Below are 21,006 nucleotides of genomic sequence, written 5' to 3' on the forward strand. Positions count from 1 at the left end.
TTTCCCCCGACACTTCTTTCAGGTCGACGCTCATGTCCGGCAATACCCTTGGCACGCTCTTCACCGTCACGAACTTCGGCGAGTCGCATGGTCCGGCGATCGGCTGCGTGATCGACGGCTGCCCGCCCGGCATGGCGCTCACCGAAGCCGATATCCAGATCGAACTCGATCGCCGCCGCCCCGGCACGTCGCGTCATGTCACGCAGCGTCAGGAAGCGGACCAGGTCGAAATTCTCTCCGGCGTGTTCGAAGGCGTGACGACCGGCACGCCCATCGCGCTCCTGATCCGCAATACCGATCAGCGCAGCAAGGACTACGGCAACATCGCTCAGACGTTCCGGCCGGGTCATGCGGACTACACCTATTGGCAGAAGTACGGCGTGCGCGACTATCGCGGCGGCGGCCGTTCGTCGGCGCGTCTCACTGCGCCGACCGTCGCCGCGGGCGCGGTCGCGAAGAAGTGGCTGCGCGAGAAGTTCGGTCTCGAGACGCGCGGCTGCATGAGCGCGCTGGGTGAAATCGAGATTCCGTTCGTCGACTGGCAGCACGTGCCCGAGAACCCGTTCTTCTCGCCGAATGCCGAAATCGTGCCGCAACTCGAAGCGTACATGGACGGACTGCGCCGTGATGGCGATTCTGTGGGCGCGCGCATCGAGGTCGTTGCGACGGGGGTGCCCGTCGGACTCGGCGAGCCGCTGTACGACCGGCTCGATGCCGACATCGCTCACGCGATGATGGGCCTCAATGCAGTGAAGGCCGTCGAGATCGGCGCGGGCTTCGCAAGCGTCGCGCAACGCGGTTCGCAGCACGGCGACGAGATGACGCCCGAAGGCTTCGCGGCCAACAACGCGGGCGGTATTCTCGGCGGCATTTCGAGCGGACAGGACATCAGGGTGTCGATCGCGATCAAACCGACCTCGAGCATTCGCACGCCGCGTCAGTCGATCGACAAGCAAGGCGCGAGCGCGACCGTCGAGACCTTCGGGCGTCACGATCCGTGCGTCGGCATTCGCGCTACGCCGATCGCCGAAGCGCTACTCGCGCTCGTGCTGATGGATCACGCGCTGCGTCATCGGGCGCAATGCGGCGATGTCGTGGTCGACACGCCCAAGATAGCGGCGCAAGCACCGACGGAATAAGTCGAAGCATTAAAAAAACGGGCGCCGGTCTCAACGACCGGCGCCCGTTTTCTTTCGGCGAAGCAGAAATCACATGTTCGGATAGTTCGGCCCGCCGCCGCCTTCCGGCGTAACCCACACGATGTTCTGCGTCGGGTCCTTGATGTCGCACGTCTTGCAGTGCACGCAGTTTTGCGCGTTGATCTGCAGGCGCTCGTTGCCGTCGTCGGACTTGACGAACTCGTACACCGCGGCCGGGCAGTAGCGGCCTTCCGGACCGGCATAGGTGCGCAGGTTCACGTTGACCGGCACGCTCGGATCCTTCAGCGTCAGATGCGCTGGCTGATTCTCTTCGTGATTCGTGTTCGAGATGAACACCGACGAGAGACGGTCGAACGTGAGCTTGCCATCGGGCTTCGGATAGACGATCGGCTTGCACTGCGACGCCGGCTTCAGCATCTCGTGATCCCAATGCTGATGATGCAGCGTCCACGGCACGTTGCCGCCCATCACCTTTTGCTCGAGGCCGACCATGAAGGTGCCGAGGTAGAGGCCCTTGCTCATCCACTGCTTGAAGTTGCGCGCGCGATACAGCTCGGTCTTGAGCCACGAACTGTCGAACGCTTCGGGGTAAGCAGTGAGTTCGTCGTTCTGGCGGCCCGCCTGCACGGCTTCGAACGCGGCTTCGGCAGCCATCTTGCCGGACTTGATCGCCGCGTGACTGCCCTTGATGCGCGATGCGTTGAGAAAGCCCGCGTCGTCGCCCGCGAGCGCGCCGCCCGGGAACGCGAGCTTTGGCAGCGACATGAGGCCGCCCGCGGTGATCGCCCGCGCGCCGTAAGAAATGCGCTTGCCGCCTTCGAGGAACGGTCGGATCGACGGATGCGTCTTGTAGCGCTGGAATTCCTCGAACGGCGACAGATACGGATTCGAATACCCCAGCCCGACGACAAAGCCCACCACCACCTGATTGTTGTCCATGTGGTAGAGGAACGAGCCGCCGTAGGTGTCGGGTTCGAGCGGCCAACCGGCTGTGTGGATCACGAGTCCCGGCTTGTGCTTGACCGGATCGATTTCCCACAGCTCCTTGATGCCGATGCCATACACCTGCGGATCGGAATTCTGGTTGAGCTTGAACTTGTCGACCAGTTGACGGCCGAGATGCCCGCGCGCGCCTTCGCAGAAAAGCGTGTATTTCGCGTGCAGTTCCATGCCGAGCTGGAAATTCTCGGTCGGCTCGCCATCCTTGCCGACGCCCATGTTGCCCGTGACGACCCCGCGCACCGAACCGTCCTCGGCATAGAGCACTTCGGCGGCCGGAAAGCCCGGAAAGATCTCCACCCCGAGCGCCTCGGCCTGCTGGCCGAGCCATCGCGTCACGTTCGCGAGGCTGATGACGTAGTTGCCGTGATTCTTGAAGTTGTCGGGAAGCAGCCAGTTCGGCACCTGCTTCGCGTCGCTCTGCGTCAGGAAAAGGAACCGGTCCTCGGTCACTTCGACGTCGAGCGGAGCGCCTTTTTCCTTCCAGTCGGGAATGAGTTCGGAGAGGCCGCGCGGGTCCATCACCGCGCCGGACAGAATGTGCGCGCCGATCTCGGAGCCTTTCTCCAGCACGCACACGCCGATTTCGACGCCTTTCTCCTCCGCCAGTTGCTTCAACCGGATGGCCGCCGACAAACCGGCTGGTCCCCCGCCAACGATGACGACGTCGTATTCCATCGATTCGCGGGGACCGTACTGCTCGATGAGGCTCGCCGGGGTCATCAATGCTCCTATGTACCGTTAGAATGCCCTTTCGGGATCGCGTATTTTCAGGGAAGGCGAAGCGGGCTGCAACCAAAAGCTCGCCAATTTAGCACGACCGTACTATTATCCACGACACCCGCGCTATCGGTGTTGATGCTTATAGCCCGCATCGGCGCGTCTGTGCGCCCGTCAGGGCTGAGCCAACCATAAAAAGGAAGCACAATGGGCCGTTCGATCAACCTGGAAGGCAAGGTCGCGCTGATCACCGGCGCGTCCAGTGGTTTGGGCAAGCGTTTCGCACAAGTGCTGTCGCAGGCAGGCGCCAAGGTGGTGCTCGCGAGCCGTCGCACCGAGCGCCTGAAGGAACTGCGCGCCGAAATCGAGGCGTCGGGCGGCGCGGCGCACGTCGTCTCGCTCGATGTGACGGATTACCAGAGCGTCAAATCGGCGGTTGCGCATGCGGAGACCGAAGCGGGTACCATCGACATCCTCGTCAATAACTCGGGTGTGTCGACCACGCAGAAGCTCACGGAGGTCACGCCCGCTGACTTCGAGTTCGTCTTCGGCACGAACGTGCGGGGCGCGTTTTTCGTCGCGCAGGAAGTCGCGAAGCGCATGATCATGCGCGGCAACGGCGCGGCCAAGCCGGCGTATCGCATCATCAACGTGGCGTCCGTGGCCGGCTTGCGCGTGTTCCCGCAGATTGGCCTCTATGCGATGAGCAAGGCCGCCGTCGTGCAGATGACGAAGGCGATGGCGCTCGAATGGGGCCGCCACGGCATCAACGTCAACGCGATCTGCCCGGGTTACATCGACACCGAAATCAATCATCATCACTGGAAGACCGAGCAGGGACAGAAGCTCATTTCGATGCTGCCGCGCCGCCGCTTGGGTTCGCCTGACGATCTCGACGGTCTGCTGCTGCTGCTCGCAGCCGACGAATCGCAGTTCATGAACGGCTCGGTGATCTCGGCGGACGATGGCTTTTCGCTCTGAGCGGTTTTCTCTTTTTTACACTTGCAACTGTAGAGCAGTCCATGAGCACCGACAGCCAATTTCACACCGTCATCGATGTGTCCATGCCGATCCGCTGGGGCGACATGGACGCGTTCGGCCACGTCAACAACACGGTCTTTTTCCGCTACATGGAACAGGTGCGCATCTCGTGGTTCGAGCGACTCGGCATCGCGGGCGGCAATGGCGAGGGGCAAGGGCCGGTGATCGTGAATGCGTCGATGGAGTTTCTGAAGCAGCTCCATTATCCCGGCGACGTGATCGGCCGGATGTCCGTCGGCAAGCCCGGACGCAGCAGCTTCGACACGCGCTTCGAGCTCTATCGCGCCGATGCGCCCGGCGTGCTCTACGCGCGTGGCGCGGCGAGGATCGTGTGGATCGACTATGCCGCGGGCAAGTCGCTGCCGATTCCGGATTTCATGCGGCAGACCATCGAGAAGGCCATACCGGTGGCGTCGTGATCGCGCGCGGTCGGTCTGAATGCCTCAGGTGCCGAGCAGCCGCTGTAGAAGTTCGGTGGCATTGCCCGTGTCGTACTTCCTCATGAGCCGCGCCCGGTAGATATCGACCGTGCGCGGGCTGATATCGAGCACGCGGCCGATCTGCTTGCTCGTCTTGCCTGTCACGAGCTGCGCGGCAATCTCCCGCTCGCGCGGCGTCAGTTCGATCGCCACCCGCCGCGTCGCGCTCAAGTCTTCGAACGTCCAGACGCCCGCCGCATGCGGCGCGGCCCGATCGAGGGCGCGCCCGGTCACGTGGCACCAGAAGAGTTCACCGTTTCTCCGCTTCATGATCCGGTCGTCGCTGTAAGTGCCTTCCTTGCTGATATGCGCCGCGATGCGCTCACCGATGCGCGCGAACTCGTCCGGCGACGGATATAACACCTCGAACGACTTGCCGATGAGCGCCTCACGCGCGAAACCGAATATCGCGCAGAGCTGCTCGTTGCAGTCCTCGATGATGCGCTCGCGCGAAAGCACGAGCCCGACGGGCGCGAGGTGAAACGCGGTTTGATAATCCAGTGCACGCATGTGAAATCGGGCGCGCGGGCGCTTGCGTTTCGCGGCGAAAAAGGCGCCGGGAACCAAACGCGCGCGGGCAAAGACTTATGTATTTTTGCGTATTGTGCCGGATCACCGCGCCAAAGTACTCTTTCGCCATGCGAAAAGGCCGTGCGACGCGCTCCTGACAGCGCGAACGCGGCGTCAAAAAACCGATTTTCAGTTGGTTCAACATGGAAGGGACATTCAGATGAACAAGGTCTATCCCAGCGCGAAAGCCGCGCTCGAGGACATCGTCAAGGACGGGCAGACGTTCGCCGTCGGCGGTTTCGGGCTGTGCGGCATTCCCGAGGCGCTGATCGAAGCGCTGCGCGACACGGGCGTGAAGGGCATCACCTGCATCAGCAATAATGCGGGCGTCGACGGTTTCGGGCTGGGTCTGCTTCTCGAGACACGCCAGATCAAGAAGATGATTTCGTCGTACGTCGGCGAAAACAAGGAGTTCGAGCGGCAATATCTCGCTGGCGAACTCGAACTCGAATTCACGCCGCAAGGCACGCTCGCCGAGAAACTGCGCGCGGGCGGCGCGGGCATCCCGGCGTTTTTCACGAACACGGGCTTCGGCACGGTGATCGCGGAAGGCAAGGAAACGCGCCAGTTCGGCGAGAACCACTACGTGCTCGAACATTCGCTGACGGCCGATGTCGCGCTCGTGAAAGCCTGGAAGGCGGACAAGTCCGGCAACCTGATTTATCGCCGCACGGCACGCAACTTCAACCCGAACTGCGCGATGGCCGGCAAGATCACCGTGGCCGAAGTGGAAGAGATCGTCGAGACGGGCGAACTCGATCCGGACATGATTCATACGCCCGGCATCTTTGTGCAACGCCTCGTCCTGAATGCGCATCCGGAAAAGCGCATCGAACAACGCATCGTCCGCGCGAAAGGAGAGTAATCATGGCTTGGACTCGAGACCAGATGGCCGCGCGCGCGGCGAAGGAACTGCAGGACGGCTTCTACGTGAACCTCGGCATCGGCTTGCCGACGCTCGTCGCCAATCACGTGCCGGAAGGCATGGAAGTGTGGCTGCAGTCGGAAAACGGCTTGCTGGGCATCGGCCCGTCGCCGTATGAAGACGAAGTCGACGCCGATCTCATCAACGCCGGCAAGCAGACGGTGACGACGCTGCCCGGCTCGTCGATCTTTTCGTCGGCGGATTCGTTCGCGATGATCCGCGGCGGCCACATCAACCTGGCGATCCTCGGCGCGATGCAGATCAGCAAGAAGGGCGATCTGGCCAACTGGATGATCCCCGGCAAGATGATCAAGGGCATGGGCGGCGCGATGGACCTCGTCGCTGGCGTGAAGCGCGTCGTCGTGCTGATGGAGCATGTCGCGAAGGGCGATCAGCACAAGATCCTCGAAGAGTGCTCGTTGCCGCTGACGGGCGTGGGCGTCGTGGATCGCATCATCACGGATCTCGGCGTGATCGACGTCACCGACACCGGGCTGAAGGTGGTCGAGCTGGCCGACGGCGTGACCGCCGAGGAAATCCAGCAGAAAACGGGCGCGCCGCTCGATGTGACGAGCGTGAAGTGATGGCGATCTGACAGAACGCCGCTTGCGCGGCGTGAGCGCGGCTCGGAGCCGATTGCAGGCGGGCGAAGCTTTTGCAGCTTCGCCCGTTTTCTTTTTTTGCCCGATCGTCGGTATTTGCTGCGTGCAGGCGGGTCGTCCATCCGGCCAACGTCCGCTCGAACCCACGGGATGCGCTTTACAATCGTTTCGACACTTGCCACGAGGAACTCTCTATGACCGCACCCATCGTCGTCGAACCCGTGCATTCCGATTTGAGCGATCCGCGACAGCACTTCGTGCAATGCGCGAGCCCGGCGGGTCTGCATCGCATTGCTTACACGGAGTGGGGCGATCCGGCGAATCCGCGCGTGCTGCTTTGCGTGCACGGATTGACGCGTTCGGGCCGTGACTTCGACAAGCTCGCGCAGGCGTTCGCACGCGACTATCGCGTGGTGTGCCCGGATGTGGTGGGACGAGGGCTCTCCGACTGGCTTGCCGACCCGCGTTATTACGGGGTGCCGCAATACGTCGCCGACATGGTCACGCTGATCGCACGTCTGAACGTCGAGACGGTGGACTGGTTCGGCACGTCGATGGGCGGGCTCATCGGCATGGCGCTCGGCGGGTTGCCGAATACGCCCATCCGGAAGATGCTGCTCAACGATGTCGGGCCCCATATCGAGCCGATCGCGCTACAGCGCATCGGCGACTATCTCGGCAAGCCAGCGCGCTTCGCATCGCTCGATGAAGGCGTGCGGCATGCGGCGGCGCTCGCGGCGTCGTTCGGGCCGCTGACCGATGCGGAGTGGACGAGCATCAATACGCCGCTGCTGCACGAGCGCGACGGCGCGTGGGGCTTCCGCTACGACCCGGGCATCGCGACGCCGTTCACGTCGGCAACGGACGAGCAGAATGCGGCCGGCGAGGCGTTCCTGTGGCGCTCTCTTGCGTCGATCAGGACGCCGGTGCTGGTCGTGCGCGGCGAGACGTCGGATCTGCTGTCGCGCGAGACGGTCGCGCAAATGGTCGAAAAAGGTCAGGCCGTGACGAGCGTCGAGATTCCCGGCGCGGGACATGCGCCGGCATTTCTTGCCGAAGATCAAATCGCTGTCGCCAGGGGGTTCTTTCTCGAAAATAGCGACAGCGGGGCATAATATCGGGCTGGGCGCACGTCGCTTGTGCCCGTTTTTCACCCTTCATCGATCAGGAACACACAATGGCAGTCATTCGTCATCACGTCGGTCCGCGCCTCTCCGAAACCGCCATCCACAACGGCACGGTATATCTCGCGGGCCAGATCGCAGAAGACACGGACCAGGACATTACGGGCCAGACGCGCGAAGTGCTCGGCCACATCGACCGCTTGCTCGAGGAAGCGAACAGCGACAAGTCGCACCTGCTTTCGGTGCAGATCTATATCTCGGACATGATTCACTTCCCCGGCATGAACGCCGTGTGGGACTCGTGGGTCGCGGAAGGCAACACGCCGCCGCGCGCGACGGTCGAGGCGAAGCTCGCCAATCCGGCGTGCCTCGTCGAAATCGTCGTGATCGCCGCGCAACGCAGCTGATTCATCGCTTCGCCTGAAGTAGTGGCAATACCCGCATGACCGCGACCGCCGTCCCCGCCCAAACGCTGCCCGAGCCGTCCATCGACGACGCGCTCGCGTTCGTGCGCGAGCACGCGAAGGATGCGCGGGTCTCGACGGGCGAACTGCTGGCGGATCATGCGGCGGGCACAGCGCGCATCATGCAGACGCTCAACGTCGATTCGCATGCGATCGCGGCGGCGGCGTTGTTCGTGCTGGTGCCGCATCTCGATGATCCGGAGAAAGTCATTGCCGAGCGCTTCGGCCCGGAAGTGCAGCGGCTCGTCGGCGATGTGCGCAAGCTCTTGCGGCTCGGCTCGGTCAGTTCCCGTGCGACGCTCGCGGCATTGCCCGAGAACACGCGCGATGCGCAGGCCGCGCGCCGCGCGCAGGTCGAGGCGCTGCGCAAGATGCTGCTCGCGTTCGCTCAGGACATACGCGTCGTCTTGATCAGGCTCGCGTCGCGCGTGCAGACGTTGCGTTATCACGCCGCGCACAAGACCGATCCCTCGCCGGACGTGCCGCGGGAGACGCTCGAGATCTACGCGCCGCTCGCCAATCGCCTTGGTATCTGGCAACTGAAGTGGGAACTGGAGGATCTGTCGTTCCGCTTCGAGGATCCGGTCACGTACAAACGCATCGCGAAGCTGCTCGACGAGCGGCGCGTCGAGCGCGAGACGTATGTGACCGAGGCAATCGCTCGATTGCAGAAAGAGCTCGACACCGCGCACATCAAAGCGGAAGTCAGCGGGCGGCCGAAGCACATCTACAGCATCTGGAAGAAGATGCGCGGCAAGCATCTCGACTTCTCCGAACTGAACGACGTGCGTGCGTTTCGGGTGATCGTCGGCGACATCAAGGACTGCTACACCGTGCTCGGCATCGTGCACAACCTGTGGCAACCGGTGCCGCGAGAATTCGACGACTACATTTCACGTCCCAAGCCCAATGGCTACAAGTCGCTGCATACGGTCGTGATCGGCGATGACGGGCGCGCGTTCGAAGTGCAGATCCGTACCCACGAAATGCATCAGTTCGCCGAGTACGGTGTGGCTGCGCACTGGCGTTACAAGGAAGCGGGCGCGCGCGGCTATGCGGGGCAGGTGACGGCGAGCGAGAAATACGACGAGAAGATTGCATGGCTGCGTCAGCTTCTCGCGTGGAAGGATGACGTCGAAGGCGAGCCGCCGGGCTGGCAACATCTGCGCGACGCCACGCTCGACGACGATCATATTTACGTGTTGACGCCGCAGGCGCGCGTGATCGCGCTGCCGCAGGGCGCTACTGCCGTCGATTTCGCGTATCACCTGCACAGCGAGCTTGGGCATCGCTGCCGCGGCGCGCGTGTCGACGGCGCGATGGTGCCGCTCAACACGCAGCTGCAGAACGGGCAGACGGTCGAGATCGTCGCGGTAAAGGAAGGCGGGCCGTCGCGCGACTGGCTCAATCCGCAGCTCGGCTATTTGCACAGCGCACGGGCGCGGCAGAAGGTGCGCTCGTGGTTCCTCGCGGCCGATGCCGCGGAGCACATCGCGGCGGGGCGCACGATCGTTGAAAAGACTTTGCAGCGCGAGGGAAAGACGTCGGTGAGCCTGGAGCAGCTCGCGACGAAGCTTGGCTTCAAGACACCCGAAGATCTCTATGCGGTCGTCGCGAAGGAAGAGTTCAGCCTGCGCAACATCGAGCAAGCGCTTTCGGACACGCCGCCGCCCGAGCCGGAGCCGGAGGCGCCCGAGCAGTTCGAGAAGCGCAGCAGCGGGCAAAGCGTCGCGCACGGCGCGTCCACGGGCGTGCTCGTCGTGGGCGTGGATGCGTTGCTCACGCAACTCGCGCGCTGCTGCCGCCCTGCGCCGCCCGATCCGATCGCGGGCTTCATCACGCGCGGCAAGGGCATGTCGGTTCACCGCAGCGATTGCGCGACGTTCAAGCGCATGGCCCAGCGCTCGCCCGAGCGCGTGTTGCACACGACCTGGTCCGCCGATGTGATGAACGGACGCGGTTCGTCGGTATATCCGGTGGATCTTTCGGTGGAGTCCGCGGACCGGCAGGGTTTGCTACGCGATATCTCCGAAGTGTTCGCGCGCGAGAAGATCAACGTGATTGGCGTAAAGAGCCAGAGCCGCAGGAATATCGCCTATATGCAGTTTACGGTGGAAGTGTCGAGCGCGGCGCAGATTCAGCGCGCGTGCACGCTGCTCAATGAAGTGCAGGGTGTGATTCGCGCGTCGCGTCGCGCGTAATCGCTGGGCGTTGAACGGATCGGCGAATATTTTAGATTTTTCTGAAGATAACCACTTGCCAAGATCCGAAACGCTCCATATAATCTCACTTCTTTCAGGCTCGTAGCTCAGCTGGTTAGAGCACCACCTTGACATGGTGGGGGTCGTTGGTTCGAGTCCAATCGAGCCTACCAACGAAAACGAAATTCGGCGAACTCTGGTTTGCGGAGTTTCAAACCGCAAGAAGCGCTTAGCGCAAAAGGCGAATATAAATGGCACTTCGAACGTTGACCGAAACAAATTCGGAGCGACGCTAGTCGAGGACCTATTTCGCCTTCTGCCAAATTGTTTCGCGGTATGTGTGAAAAGTGAATGCGGCCCCTCGATAGCGGGGCCGCATTTTTTTTGCCTTGCGATTTTTGAAGTGAAATCGCGCGGCAATGCTTAAATCGAATCGCTCGGCATGCGCCAGCGTCTTGGAGAACGATATGGTTTCGGTACGTTTGCCTGATGGGTCGGTCCGACAATACGACCACCCGGTGACCGTCGCGGAAGTCGCGGCATCGATCGGCGCGGGCCTTGCCAAGGCAGCGCTCGCCGGCAAGCTCAATGGCGAACTCGTCGATACCTCGTTTCTGATCGACAAGGATTCGTCGCTTGCCATCGTCACTGACAAGGATCCGGAAGGCGTCGATGTCGTGCGCCACTCTACCGCGCATTTGCTCGCTTATGCGGTCAAGGATCTGTTTCCCGAGGCGCAAGTGACCATCGGGCCGGTCATCGACAACGGCTTCTATTACGACTTCTCGTACAACCGTCCCTTCACCCCCGAAGATCTCGAGAAGATCGAAAAGCGCATGCAGGAACTCGCGAAGAAGGACGAGCCGGTGTCGCGCCGCGTCGTCTCGCGCAACGAGGCGGTGGAGTACTTCAAGAGCATCGGCGAAAACTACAAGGCAGAGATCATCGAGTCCATCCCGGAAAGCGATGAAATCCGTCTGTACGGGCACGGCAACTTCATCGACCTGTGCCGCGGTCCGCACGTGCCGTCCACCGGCAAGCTGAAGGTCTTCAAGCTGATGAAAGTCGCCGGCGCCTACTGGCGCGGCGATTCGAAGAACGAGCAGCTTCAGCGGATCTACGGCACCGCGTGGACCAAAAAGGAAGATCAGGACGCCTATCTCCACATGCTCGAAGAAGCCGAGAAGCGCGATCATCGAAAGCTCGGCAAGCAACTCGACCTGTTCCATCTGCAGGACGAAGCGCCGGGCATGGTGTTCTGGCATCCCAAGGGCTGGTCGCTGTGGCAGCAGGTCGAGCAGTACATGCGCCGCCGCGTGAACGAGGCCGGTTACCTCGAAATCAAGACCCCGATGGTGATGGACCGCTCGCTCTGGGAAGCGTCGGGCCATTGGCAGAACTATCGTGAAAACATGTTCACGACCGAGTCGGAAAAGCGCGACTACGCGATCAAGCCGATGAACTGTCCGGGTCACGTTCAGGTGTTCAACCATGGTCTGCGTTCGTATCGCGATCTGCCGCTGCGTTACGCGGAGTTCGGCTCATGCCATCGCAACGAGCCGTCGGGCGCGCTGCATGGCCTGATGCGCGTGCGCGGTTTCGTTCAGGACGATGCGCATATCTTCTGCACCGAAGATCAGTTCATCGCGGAATCGATCGCCTTCAATACGCTCGCGATGAGCGTGTACAAGGATTTCGGGTTCGATCACATCGACATCAAGCTGTCGCTGCGCCCCGATCAACGTGCCGGCACCGATGAAATCTGGGACCGCGCGGAGCAGGGCTTGCGCGAGGCGCTGACCGCGTGCGGTCTCAAGTGGGAGGAACTCGCCGGCGAAGGCGCGTTCTACGGTCCGAAAATCGAATATCACATCAAGGACGCGCTCGGCCGCTCGTGGCAATGCGGCACGCTGCAGCTCGATATGGTGCTGCCGGAGCGTCTGGGCGCCGAGTACGTCGCGGAAGACAACAGCCGCCGCCGTCCGGTGATGCTCCACCGCGCAATCGTCGGATCAATGGAGCGATTCCTCGGCATCCTGATCGAGCATCATGCCGGCGCAATGCCGCCGTGGCTCGCGCCGATCCAGGCCGTCGTGCTGAATATTGCCGAAAGTCAGGCTGAATATGCGGGTAATCTGGCCCAATCGTTGCAAAAACAAGGGCTTAGAGTCGAGTCGGATTTGCGCAACGAGAAGATTAGCTATAAAATACGCGAGCACACGCTGCAAAAGGTGCCGTATTTGCTGGTCGTCGGCGACAAGGAGCGTGATGCGCAAACCGTAGCCGTGCGTGCTCGTGGCGGTGTCGATCTGGGCGTGATGCCGGTCGACGCATTCCTCGAACGTCTGCAGCAGGAAGTGCGGGCGTTCAAGTAAGTCACTCGCAGCGCGGCTTGTTTTTTCATTTTTAGAGGAAACGTAACATCGCTACTGATAAGTCGTCACATCGCATCAACGGTGAAATTACCGCGCCGGAAGTGCGCTTGGTCGGAGTGGACAACGAGCCGCTCGGAATCGTGAAGCTCGCCGAAGCGTTCCGTCAATCGGAACAGCTCGACGTGGATCTCGTCGAAATCGCGCCGCAGGCGTCACCGCCTGTCTGCCGTTTGATGGACTACGGAAAGTTCAAGTATTCGGAAGCGAAGAAGCAACACGAAGCGAAGTTGAAGCAGAAGATCGTGCAGGTGAAGGAAGTAAAATTCCGCCCCGGCACCGATGACGGTGACTACAACGTCAAGCTGCGCAACCTTACGCGCTTCCTCGAAGACGGCGACAAGACGAAGATCACGTTGCGTTTCCGCGGCCGTGAAATGGCGCACCAGGAAATCGGCATGCGTATGCTCGAACGCCTGAAGTCCGATCTGGACGAATTTGGCCAGGTCGAGCAGATGCCGAAGATGGAAGGGCGCCAGATGATCATGGTGCTTGCCCCGAAGAAAAAGGGTAAGTAAGCGCAAAAGCGGTAAGGCGATGGATCGCGCGCCGTCACAAGGCGGCTGGCGCGGCATTGTCGGAAGTTTCAGGGCGTCGCCGCTTCGGTGGCGGCGCTCATGAAAGGCGGCGGTTCTTCACTGAGCCGTTTGCACATAAGTGGAGCGTGGGTTTCGAAGGGCGGGAAGGGGTTCGTCGGCCGCATCGACGGATCAGCCGCACACCCATGACCATCTAATAAACTGGAGTTGTTTCATGCCGAAGATGAAGACCAAGAAGAGTGCTGCAAAGCGCTTCGTGGTGCGTCCGGGCGGTACCGTCAAGCGCGGTCAGGCCTTCAAGCGCCACATTCTTACCAAGAAAACCACCAAGAACAAACGCCATCTGCGTGGCTCGACGGCCGTTCACGATTCCGATCTGAACTCCGTCCGCGCGATGCTGCCGTTCGCCTAACCTCAACTTAAACTCATAGGAGCGCAACATGCCTCGAGTAAAACGTGGGGTTACCGCACGGGCCCGTCACAAGAAGATCATCCGTCTGGCCAAGGGTTACCGCGGCCGTCGCAATAACGTCTATCGCATCGCCAAGCAGGCGGTCATGCGCGCAGGCCAGTACGCCTACCGCGATCGCCGCAACAAGAAGCGTGTGTTCCGCGCACTGTGGATCACGCGTATCAACGCGGCGGTGCGTCAGCACGACATGACCTATAGCGTGTTCATCAACGGCCTGAAGAAGGCATCGATCGAACTCGACCGCAAGGTTCTGGCTGACATGGCTGTGTTCGACAAGGCTGCTTTTGCTGCGATCGTGAAGCAGGTGAAAGCCGCCGTTGCAGCCTAATTGCGAAATTAGTACTGCGTGGTTCGCCTCTTCGTCGCCAGGTCGTTGACGGCGGCGGAAGGCAGAAAACGGGGCTCTCACCGAGCCCCGTTTTTGTTGGTCGGACGGTTTTGCTTATCCTCGCGATTGGCACGCGCTTCGTGAAGCGTGGATGAGCAAAACCGAACCTCAGATTGAATTTCGACGTTAAAAGATGGGATCAATGGATCTGGACCAGATTGTCGCCGACGCGAAGAGCGCCTTTGAACACGCCACCGATACCACCACGCTCGAAAACGAGAAGGCCCGGTTTCTCGGCAAGTCCGGTGCGCTGACCGAGTTGCTGAAGGGATTGGGCAAACTCGACCCGGAAGCGAAGAAGACCGAAGGCGCGCGCATCAATCAGGCGAAGCAGCAGGTCGAAGCCGCGTTGAACGCGCGCCGTCAGGCGCTCGCGGACGCGTTGCTGAACCAGCGTCTCGCGGCCGAAGCGATCGACGTCACGCTGCCGGGACGCGGCGCGGGAGTGGGCACGCTGCATCCTGTGATGCGCACGTGGGAGCGCGTTGAGCAAGTGTTCCGCACGATCGGCTTCGACGTGGCCGACGGTCCAGAGATCGAAACCGACTGGTACAACTTCACCGCACTGAACAGCCCGGAGAACCATCCGGCGCGCTCGATGCAGGACACGTTCTACGTTCACGGCAAGGACGCCGATGGCCGGCCGCTGCTGCTTCGCACGCACACGAGCCCGATGCAGGTGCGCTACGCGCGCATGAACAAGCCGCCGATCAAGGTGATCGTGCCGGGCCGCACGTATCGGGTGGATAGCGACGCTACGCACTCGCCGATGTTCAACCAGGTCGAAGGCCTGTGGATCGAAGAAAACATCAGCTTCGCGGACCTGAAGGGCGTCTACACCGATTTCCTGAAGAAATTTTTCGAGCGCGACGACATTCTCGTGCGCTTTCGTCCGTCGTACTTTCCGTTCACGGAGCCGTCTGCCGAAATCGACATGATGTTCGAGCATGGCAAGAACGCGGGCAAATGGCTGGAAATCTCCGGCTCGGGTCAGGTTCACCCGACCGTCATCCGCAACATGGGCCTCGATCCTGAGCGCTATATCGGCTTCGCATTCGGTAGCGGGCTCGAGCGCCTGACGATGCTGCGCTATGGCGTGCAGGATCTGCGTCTGTTTTTCGAGAACGATCTGCGTTTCCTGCGCCAGTTCGCGTAACGCGGCGGCCTTGCCTGCGGCGTCCGGCGCTCCAACGGGAAGCCGGACGAGACTCCAAACATTTCGAACGTAGACACACATGCAATTCCCAGAATCCTGGCTCCGCAGTTTCGTCGATCCCAAGCTCTCCACCGATGAACTCGCGCACGCGCTGACGATGGCCGGTCTCGAAGTCGAAGACCTGCGCCCGGTCGCGCCGCCGACCACGAAGATCGTCGTCGGGCAGGTGCTCGAAGTCGCCAAGCATCCGAATGCCGACAAGCTCAATGTCTGTCAGGTCGACGTTGGCACGGGCGAGCAGTTGAACATCGTGTGCGGCGCGCCGAATGTGTCGCCGGGCATCAAGGTGCCAGTGGCGCTCATCGGCGCGGTGCTGCCTCCGGCGGAGCCGGGCGGCGAGCCGTTCGCGATCAAGCCCACGAAGCTGCGCGGTGTCGATAGCCAGGGCATGTTGTGTTCGGCGCGCGAGCTGAAGCTATCGGAGGATCACAGCGGTTTGCTGATCCTGTCCGCCGATGCGAAGGTCGGTCAGGATATCCGCGAGGCGCTCAACCTCGACGACACCGTGTTCGAAATCAAGCTCACGCCGAACAAGGCGGATTGCCTGTCGGTGTTCGGCGTCGCGCGCGAGACCGCCGCGATCACCGGCGCACCGCTGAAGCAACCGGACATGCCCGCGGTCGAAACGAAGCTCGACGAAAAGCTGCCCGTGAAGATCATGGCGCCCGATCTGTGCGGCCGCTTCTCCGGCCGCGTGATCCGCGGCGTGAACGCGCACGCGAAGACGCCGCAATGGATGGTCGAGCGCCTCGAGCGCGCGGGCCAGCGCAGCATCTCCGCGCTCGTCGATATCTCCAATTACGTGATGCTCGAGCTCGGCCGTCCGTCGCACGTGTTCGATCTCGACAAGATCCACGGCGCGATGGAAGTGCGCTGGGGCAAGAAGGGCGAGTCGCTGAAGCTCCTGAACGGCAATACCATCGAGGTCGATGAAACCGTCGGCGTGATCGCGGACGATCACCATCTCGAAAGCCTCGCGGGCATCATGGGCGGCGACAGCACCGCCGTGTCGCTCGACACGACCAACATCTATCTCGAAGCCGCTTTCTGGTGGCCGGATGCAATCCGCGGCCGCGCGCGCAAGTACAACTTCTCGACCGATGCGGCGCATCGCTTCGAGCGCGGCGTCGACTACTCGACGACCGTCGAGCACATCGAACGCATCTCGCGCCTGATCCTCGACATCTGCGGCGGCGCAGCCGGTCCGGTCGACGACCAGATCATCAACGTACCCGAGCGCAATCCGGTGTCGATGCGCGTGTCGCGCGCGCATCGAATCATCGGCGTGGAGATTGGCGCCGAAGAAATCGCGCAGATCTTCACGCGCCTGAACCTCGCATTCGAGCGCGACGGCGATACTTTCAGGGTTACGCCGCCGCCGTATCGTTTCGACATCGAGATCGAGGAAGATCTGATCGAAGAAGTCGCGCGCATCTACGGTTTCGAGAAGATTCCGGCGCGCCCCCCGGTTGCGCGCAGCGAGATGCGCATCACGAACGAAACGAAGCGCTCGATCCACACGCTGCGCCATGAAGTGGCCGCGCGCGATTACTCGGAGACGGTCAACTTCAGTTTCGTCGATGCCGAGTGGGAGAAAGACTTCGCCGGCAACGACAATCCGATCAGGCTGCTCAACCCGATCGCGAGCCAGCTCTCGGTCATGCGCACGACGACGTTCGGCAGCCTGATCGAAGTGCTGCGCTACAACCTGAATCGTCGCGCGGACCGCATCCGCGTGTTCGAGGCGGGTCGCGTGTTCCATCGCGATGCATCCGTGAAGGCGGGCGAACTGACGGTCGAAGGCTTCGCGCAGCCGAAGATGATCGGCGCTCTTGCGTATGGTCCGGTGATCGAGGAGCAGTGGGGCGCGGCTTCGCGCAATGTCGACTTCTTCGACGTGAAGGGCGATGTCGAAGCGCTCTTCGCGCCGGTCGTGCCGCGCTTCGTGAAGGCGGAGCATCCGGCGCTGCATCCGGGGCGCAGCGCGCGCATCGAAGTGGCGGGGCACGCGGTCGGCTGGATCGGCGAACTGCATCCGCGCTGGCTGCAGAAGTATGACCTGCCGAACCCGCCGATCCTCTTCGAAATCGACGCGGACGCGCTGATGGATCGCGCGCTCCCCGCGCCATCCGAGGTGTCGAAATTCCCGCCCGTGCGACGCGATATCGCAATTGTCGTGGATCAACACGTCCCGGTTCAGGCGCTCTTGGACGAGCTCGAAAGTGCCCGCTCGGAGGACGCTTGCAGGCACGTTACGCGGGTTGCGCTTTTCGATGAATTTCGTCCAAAATCAAATACTTCCGGTGGCTTGGGAGCGCATGAGAAAAGTCTTGCCTTCCGTGTAACGTTGCAAGATACTGGCGGCACGCTTCAGGACGAAACGGTCGATACGGCCATCAAAACGCTGGTGGATCGCCTGGCTCGAGTACACGGCGCGCGGTTACGCGGATAGCCTGCAGTTGGCCCTTTCCGTCTCAATCGCCAAGTCTTCAATGTGGCAAGCGCCGTTCTACCGATATGAACCAAATGAACTCGAGTGATTTCGAAGCCCTTCTTTCGGCGCAGCGTAGCGCCATGAACCGCGATACCCCGACCTCGAGCGCGCCCGGCGACACGCCGACGCTCACCAAAGCCGAACTGGCGGAGATGCTGTTCGACCACGTCGGTCTGAACAAGCGTGAAGCCAAGGACATGGTCGAAGCCTTCTTCGAAGTCATCCGCGATGCGCTGGAGAGCGGCGAGAGCGTCAAGCTGTCGGGCTTCGGCAACTTCCAGCTGCGCGACAAGCCTCAGCGTCCGGGCCGCAACCCGAAGACGGGCGAGGCCATTCCTATTGCCGCGCGGCGGGTCGTCACGTTTCATGCAAGTCAGAAGCTGAAGGCGCTGGTCGAAACGGGAGCGGAGACCGATCTCACTCGCTGATCTCCCGGCGGCGCGCGAATGACCCGCGCCGCGCTGCATGACCGCCGCGCTTCAATCGACATCACTTATAACGATGGTTGATCGACGATGGAAAAAGTCGTCTTGCCTCCGATCCCCGCCAAGCGTTACTTCACGATTGGCGAAGTCAGCGAGTTGTGCGGCGTCAAGCCTCACGTGCTGCGCTATTGGGAGCAGGAGTTCACGCAACTGAGGCCGGTCAAGCGGCGGGGCAATCGCCGCTACTATCAGCATCACGAAGTCTTGCTGATCCGGCGCATTCGTGAGTTGCTGTACGAACAGGGTTTCACGATCAACGGCGCGCGCAACCGGCTCGATTCACAAGGACGCGCGAATGGCGACGAAGCCGAGCTCGATGAAACGCAGGCGTCGGCGCAAGCGCAACCGGGCGTCGATGTCGATCAGCTTCGCAAGGATATTCTTCAGGTGATCGATCTTCTCGGCGGATGAACGCCGCTGTGATCCACGCCATGATGCCGCGATTCGTCGCGGCATTTTTTTCGTCCCTACGACGCGCGCTGCGCGCCGCCAGCGACGGCAGTAGCATGGTTCCTTGCTTTTTTCTCGTTGCCGCACGGGACGTGTTCGCGGCGGCTTCATCACATCGACTCAGGAGGGCTTATGCGAGTGTTGCTCGTTGGCGCAACTGGAATGTTGGGCACGGAGATCAAGCGGATTCTCGAACCCGGGCACGAAGTGATCAGCGCGAGCCGCAAGGGCTCGGACGTAGCGGTCGATTTGTCGGACAAGGCGAGCATGGTCGCGATGTACGAGAAAGTCGGGAAGGTCGGCGCTGTCGTGTGTGTCGGCGGCGCTGCGAAGTTCGCGCCGCTCGACGCGCTCGCCGATGACGACTATGCCTTCAGCCTCGCGAACAAGCTCATGGGGCAGGTGAATCTCGTGCGCTGCGCGGTCGGTCACGTCGATGAAGGCGGATCCGTCACGCTGACGAGCGGCACGCTCGCTCAAGCACCGATGATCGGCAGCGCGGCCGTGAGCCTCGTGAACGCGGGCGTCGAAGGATTCGTGCGTGCGGCCGCGCTCGAGTTGCAGGGCATGCTGCGTGTGAACGTCGTAAGTCCCGGATGGGTCTCTGAAACGTTGGTCTCGATGGGGAAGGATGGATCGCAAGGCATCGCGGCTGCGGAAGTCGCCAAAGTGTATAGGCGTGCCGTCGACGAGACAATGACCGGGCAGACGCTGGCCGCGGCTAAGACTTGATGCCCGCGCGAATGCGCCGCTTCGGGCCGACCGTGGCCTCGGAGCGGGAGACAGGCATCTTCACGTTGATTGACCAATAGACGATGCTCGGCCCGACGCCCCAGGGCGGATAGATGCGCCAGTCGTCAGTGCCGTGGTGGAAGAAGTAGAGCGCGAAGCATCGGCCTGGCCTGGTGGCGCTCACACACACATAGCGGCTGCCGCCGGGATAGATGCGCCCGAACCTCGTGACGCGTGCGCGGCTCGCCGGATCGAACCAGCGAGCGACTTCCGCGTGCAAGGCGGAGCAGGGTCGACCGGATTGGATGCGCCGCTGTTGCGCGGACGTCGAGACAGACGAAGGCATAAGCGCCGTTCCTTATGTGGCACCTTAACATTAGGCCTTAAATCACTGACACACAAGTGTTTTTTCCGTTTTACGTCTGAATAAAGGGTGGGCTGAGCGCCGGTAATCCCCATGTGACGAGCGGTGTCAGATGCTTAAGCCCATCATCGCGGTCGCGTTGGTCAAAGTCTCCTCTTCGGCGCGGACCTTGAGCATTGCATCAGCCAGACGGTAGTAGAGTTGGGCGCGCTGTTCGAGGACCGCGGGTGACGCGTCGCCGGAAAGTCTTTCGCCAGCCATTTCGCCAGCCAGCGCCTGGCCCGCGAAGTAGTCTCGCAATGACATGCCGTAATTGCTGTTGCCGGGAAATGCGCGTGGGTTGTTGAGCTTGTTGTATGCCATTGTTCTTGCTCGTTTTATGAATACGATGGCTTGGGACGGACAAAGAAAAAGGCTCTCCGGCCAGAAGCCGGAGAGCCTTTGATTCCTGGTCGGGGCGAGAGGATTTGAACCTCCGACCACCTGCACCCCATGCAGGTACGCTACCAGGCTGCGCTACGCCCCGAAAGAGCGAAAGTATATCAGAGAGAAACGGATAGTAGAACTGCTTCCAACAATTTCGCTGTTGCACTCACCAAATTCACTCGCGGTGGGTCAGAGCGTCAGCTCCGACTGCGTGTAAGGCGAGGTTTGAATCTGCACGGAGCCTTCGCGTTCCGTCTCGCTTCGACCGTGGACACCCTCGCGCGCGAAGCGCTGACGCCGACGAAATCTCAACGCAAGCAGCAGCGATATCGTGCAGGGAATCAGATACGTGACGATCCGTTCGCTCCACGCGATCCTCGATCCGAGGCTGTCGTAGCGAGTGCGTTCATGGAAATTCGCGGATGCGAAGACCATCGTCAGCGTAAAGTCCAGCAGCATCGCCAATACGCAGAGGGCCAGAAAAAGCAGTGCGCCGTTCCACTTCGGCGCGCCAAGGCTCGCGTTCAAGGCGCGACAGATAAAAAGCGCCAGGCCAAGCAAGGTCAGACTGAAGGCCAGGGGAAGCCAGGGAAAATCCATATCGCGCGTGCCTCGCGTGCGGGTAACAGGGAAGATCCCGGCGGCGCGCAAGATGAAACTTTTTGTCGCGTCTCGAGCGCCCGATCCGGAAGCGGGCGCGATCATCACACGCAAGACCTAACG

22 protein-coding genes and 2 tRNA genes are annotated in these 21,006 nt (G+C 61.6%); 18 read left to right on the plus strand and 6 right to left on the minus strand.

The features are described from left to right. Positions 1–32: 32 nt before the first annotated feature. Positions 33–1,139, plus strand: coding sequence for a chorismate synthase (gene aroC, locus NCR38_RS05255; protein WP_061120086.1), 1,107 nt, complete (start codon positions 33–35; stop codon positions 1,137–1,139). 69 nt (positions 1,140–1,208) lie between these two features. On the opposite strand, the gene NCR38_RS05260 is transcribed toward aroC, so the two are convergent. Beyond that, the gene (locus NCR38_RS05260) at positions 1,209–2,882 is read right to left on the minus strand and encodes an electron transfer flavoprotein-ubiquinone oxidoreductase (protein WP_061120085.1); all 1,674 of its coding nucleotides are present in this window, start codon (positions 2,880–2,882) and stop codon (positions 1,209–1,211) included. 204 nt (positions 2,883–3,086) lie between these two features. Between NCR38_RS05260 and NCR38_RS05265 the strand changes: the two genes are divergently transcribed. Beyond that, the gene (locus NCR38_RS05265; protein ID WP_061120084.1) at positions 3,087–3,860 is read left to right on the plus strand and encodes an SDR family oxidoreductase; all 774 of its coding nucleotides are present in this window, start codon (positions 3,087–3,089) and stop codon (positions 3,858–3,860) included. A 41-nt stretch (positions 3,861–3,901) separates the two neighbouring features. Then, a complete protein-coding gene (locus tag NCR38_RS05270) occupies positions 3,902–4,339 on the plus strand; it encodes a thioesterase family protein (protein WP_061120083.1) in 438 nt (145 codons plus the stop codon). Between the two features lie 24 nt (positions 4,340–4,363). Here the strand turns inward: NCR38_RS05270 and NCR38_RS05275 are convergent, their stop codons facing one another. After that, entirely contained in the window at positions 4,364–4,909 is a 546-nt protein-coding gene (locus NCR38_RS05275; protein WP_061120148.1) for a LuxR C-terminal-related transcriptional regulator, read from the minus strand. A gap of 220 nt (positions 4,910–5,129) precedes the next feature. On the opposite strand from NCR38_RS05275, the gene NCR38_RS05280 reads away from it, so the two are divergent. The 15 genes from NCR38_RS05280 (at position 5,130) to NCR38_RS05350 (ending at position 19,493) form a co-directional block, all read left to right on the plus strand. Further along, positions 5,130–5,834 (plus strand): CoA transferase subunit A, encoded by a 705-nt coding sequence (locus tag NCR38_RS05280; protein ID WP_061120082.1) that lies wholly within the window; start codon positions 5,130–5,132, stop codon positions 5,832–5,834. A 2-nt stretch (positions 5,835–5,836) separates the two neighbouring features. Continuing rightward, positions 5,837–6,478, plus strand: a complete 642-nt coding sequence (locus NCR38_RS05285; RefSeq protein WP_061120081.1) for a CoA transferase subunit B — start codon at positions 5,837–5,839, stop codon at positions 6,476–6,478. Between the two features lie 212 nt (positions 6,479–6,690). Then, positions 6,691–7,611, plus strand: a complete 921-nt coding sequence (locus NCR38_RS05290) for an alpha/beta fold hydrolase (RefSeq protein WP_250476530.1) — start codon at positions 6,691–6,693, stop codon at positions 7,609–7,611. 62 nt (positions 7,612–7,673) lie between these two features. Then, positions 7,674–8,027, plus strand: coding sequence for a RidA family protein (locus tag NCR38_RS05295; protein ID WP_061120079.1), 354 nt, complete (start codon positions 7,674–7,676; stop codon positions 8,025–8,027). A 35-nt stretch (positions 8,028–8,062) separates the two neighbouring features. Further along, entirely contained in the window at positions 8,063–10,285 is a 2,223-nt protein-coding gene (locus NCR38_RS05300) for a bifunctional (p)ppGpp synthetase/guanosine-3',5'-bis(diphosphate) 3'-pyrophosphohydrolase (RefSeq protein WP_250476531.1), read from the plus strand. A 96-nt stretch (positions 10,286–10,381) separates the two neighbouring features. Continuing rightward, positions 10,382–10,458, plus strand: a tRNA-Val gene (locus NCR38_RS05305). Positions 10,459–10,752: 294 nt separating this feature from the next. Beyond that, on the plus strand, positions 10,753–12,660 hold the full coding sequence (gene thrS / locus NCR38_RS05310) for a threonine--tRNA ligase (RefSeq protein ID WP_061120147.1): 1,908 nt from the start codon (positions 10,753–10,755) through the stop codon (positions 12,658–12,660). Between the two features lie 47 nt (positions 12,661–12,707). Next, complete coding sequence (infC, locus tag NCR38_RS05315) at positions 12,708–13,235, plus strand: translation initiation factor IF-3 (RefSeq protein ID WP_075583873.1); 528 nt, start codon at positions 12,708–12,710, stop codon at positions 13,233–13,235. Between the two features lie 235 nt (positions 13,236–13,470). Continuing rightward, the gene (rpmI, locus tag NCR38_RS05320) at positions 13,471–13,668 is read left to right on the plus strand and encodes a 50S ribosomal protein L35 (protein ID WP_006052501.1); all 198 of its coding nucleotides are present in this window, start codon (positions 13,471–13,473) and stop codon (positions 13,666–13,668) included. A 28-nt stretch (positions 13,669–13,696) separates the two neighbouring features. Further along, positions 13,697–14,056: a 50S ribosomal protein L20 gene (gene rplT / locus NCR38_RS05325; RefSeq protein WP_008350196.1), complete on the plus strand. Its 360-nt coding sequence runs from the start codon at positions 13,697–13,699 to the stop codon at positions 14,054–14,056. A gap of 202 nt (positions 14,057–14,258) precedes the next feature. Next, positions 14,259–15,272 carry a phenylalanine--tRNA ligase subunit alpha gene (gene pheS, locus NCR38_RS05330; protein ID WP_250476532.1) on the plus strand — a complete coding sequence of 338 codons (1,014 nt, stop codon included), beginning with the start codon at positions 14,259–14,261 and terminating at the stop codon, positions 15,270–15,272. 79 nt (positions 15,273–15,351) lie between these two features. Beyond that, a complete protein-coding gene (pheT, locus tag NCR38_RS05335; RefSeq protein WP_250476533.1) occupies positions 15,352–17,784 on the plus strand; it encodes a phenylalanine--tRNA ligase subunit beta in 2,433 nt (810 codons plus the stop codon). Between the two features lie 65 nt (positions 17,785–17,849). After that, the gene (locus NCR38_RS05340; protein WP_061120075.1) at positions 17,850–18,254 is read left to right on the plus strand and encodes an integration host factor subunit alpha; all 405 of its coding nucleotides are present in this window, start codon (positions 17,850–17,852) and stop codon (positions 18,252–18,254) included. Between the two features lie 87 nt (positions 18,255–18,341). Beyond that, positions 18,342–18,722 (plus strand): MerR family transcriptional regulator, encoded by a 381-nt coding sequence (locus NCR38_RS05345; protein WP_061120074.1) that lies wholly within the window; start codon positions 18,342–18,344, stop codon positions 18,720–18,722. A 171-nt stretch (positions 18,723–18,893) separates the two neighbouring features. Continuing rightward, positions 18,894–19,493 (plus strand): short chain dehydrogenase, encoded by a 600-nt coding sequence (locus tag NCR38_RS05350; RefSeq protein ID WP_061120073.1) that lies wholly within the window; start codon positions 18,894–18,896, stop codon positions 19,491–19,493. Here the strand turns inward: NCR38_RS05350 and NCR38_RS05355 are convergent. The 4 genes from NCR38_RS05355 to NCR38_RS05370 form a co-directional block, all read right to left on the minus strand. After that, entirely contained in the window at positions 19,483–19,839 is a 357-nt protein-coding gene (locus tag NCR38_RS05355) for a hypothetical protein (protein WP_143756384.1), read from the minus strand. The genes NCR38_RS05350 and NCR38_RS05355 overlap by 11 nt on opposite strands. A gap of 126 nt (positions 19,840–19,965) precedes the next feature. Beyond that, on the minus strand, positions 19,966–20,220 hold the full coding sequence (locus NCR38_RS05360; RefSeq protein WP_061120071.1) for a hypothetical protein: 255 nt from the start codon (positions 20,218–20,220) through the stop codon (positions 19,966–19,968). An 86-nt stretch (positions 20,221–20,306) separates the two neighbouring features. Then, positions 20,307–20,383: transfer RNA gene (locus tag NCR38_RS05365), tRNA-Pro, on the minus strand. 89 nt (positions 20,384–20,472) lie between these two features. Next, positions 20,473–20,997 (minus strand): hypothetical protein, encoded by a 525-nt coding sequence (locus tag NCR38_RS05370; protein ID WP_409241423.1) that lies wholly within the window; start codon positions 20,995–20,997, stop codon positions 20,473–20,475. Positions 20,998–21,006: the final 9 nt, after the last annotated feature.

Origin of the sequence: Caballeronia sp. INML1 (assembly GCF_023631085.1) — a bacterium.
Taxonomy (GTDB): Bacteria; Pseudomonadota; Gammaproteobacteria; order Burkholderiales; family Burkholderiaceae; genus Caballeronia; species Caballeronia turbans.

Excerpts from the sequence above, each read along its gene's own strand:
- NCR38_RS05280 (WP_061120082.1), top strand. The coding sequence starts at position 5,130 with ATGAACAAGGTCTATCCCAGCGCGAAAGCCGCGCTCGAGGACATCGTC.
- NCR38_RS05290 (WP_250476530.1), top strand. The coding sequence starts at position 6,691 with ATGACCGCACCCATCGTCGTCGAACCCGTGCATTCCGATTTGAGCGAT.
- pheS (WP_250476532.1), top strand. The coding sequence starts at position 14,259 with ATGGATCTGGACCAGATTGTCGCCGACGCGAAGAGCGCCTTTGAACAC.
- NCR38_RS05345 (WP_061120074.1), top strand. The coding sequence starts at position 18,342 with ATGGAAAAAGTCGTCTTGCCTCCGATCCCCGCCAAGCGTTACTTCACG.
- NCR38_RS05295 (WP_061120079.1), top strand. The coding sequence starts at position 7,674 with ATGGCAGTCATTCGTCATCACGTCGGTCCGCGCCTCTCCGAAACCGCC.
- NCR38_RS05360 (WP_061120071.1), bottom strand. The coding sequence starts at position 20,220 with ATGGCATACAACAAGCTCAACAACCCACGCGCATTTCCCGGCAACAGC.
- thrS (WP_061120147.1), top strand. The coding sequence starts at position 10,753 with ATGGTTTCGGTACGTTTGCCTGATGGGTCGGTCCGACAATACGACCAC.
- NCR38_RS05300 (WP_250476531.1), top strand. The coding sequence starts at position 8,063 with ATGACCGCGACCGCCGTCCCCGCCCAAACGCTGCCCGAGCCGTCCATC.
- NCR38_RS05270 (WP_061120083.1), top strand. The coding sequence starts at position 3,902 with ATGAGCACCGACAGCCAATTTCACACCGTCATCGATGTGTCCATGCCG.
- NCR38_RS05285 (WP_061120081.1), top strand. The coding sequence starts at position 5,837 with ATGGCTTGGACTCGAGACCAGATGGCCGCGCGCGCGGCGAAGGAACTG.
- NCR38_RS05350 (WP_061120073.1), top strand. The coding sequence starts at position 18,894 with ATGCGAGTGTTGCTCGTTGGCGCAACTGGAATGTTGGGCACGGAGATC.
- aroC (WP_061120086.1), top strand. The coding sequence starts at position 33 with ATGTCCGGCAATACCCTTGGCACGCTCTTCACCGTCACGAACTTCGGC.
- pheT (WP_250476533.1), top strand. The coding sequence starts at position 15,352 with ATGCAATTCCCAGAATCCTGGCTCCGCAGTTTCGTCGATCCCAAGCTC.
- rpmI (WP_006052501.1), top strand. The coding sequence starts at position 13,471 with ATGCCGAAGATGAAGACCAAGAAGAGTGCTGCAAAGCGCTTCGTGGTG.
- NCR38_RS05275 (WP_061120148.1), bottom strand. The coding sequence starts at position 4,909 with ATGCGTGCACTGGATTATCAAACCGCGTTTCACCTCGCGCCCGTCGGG.
- NCR38_RS05355 (WP_143756384.1), bottom strand. The coding sequence starts at position 19,839 with ATGCCTTCGTCTGTCTCGACGTCCGCGCAACAGCGGCGCATCCAATCC.
- NCR38_RS05340 (WP_061120075.1), top strand. The coding sequence starts at position 17,850 with ATGAACCAAATGAACTCGAGTGATTTCGAAGCCCTTCTTTCGGCGCAG.
- NCR38_RS05265 (WP_061120084.1), top strand. The coding sequence starts at position 3,087 with ATGGGCCGTTCGATCAACCTGGAAGGCAAGGTCGCGCTGATCACCGGC.
- NCR38_RS05260 (WP_061120085.1), bottom strand. The coding sequence starts at position 2,882 with ATGACCCCGGCGAGCCTCATCGAGCAGTACGGTCCCCGCGAATCGATG.
- rplT (WP_008350196.1), top strand. The coding sequence starts at position 13,697 with ATGCCTCGAGTAAAACGTGGGGTTACCGCACGGGCCCGTCACAAGAAG.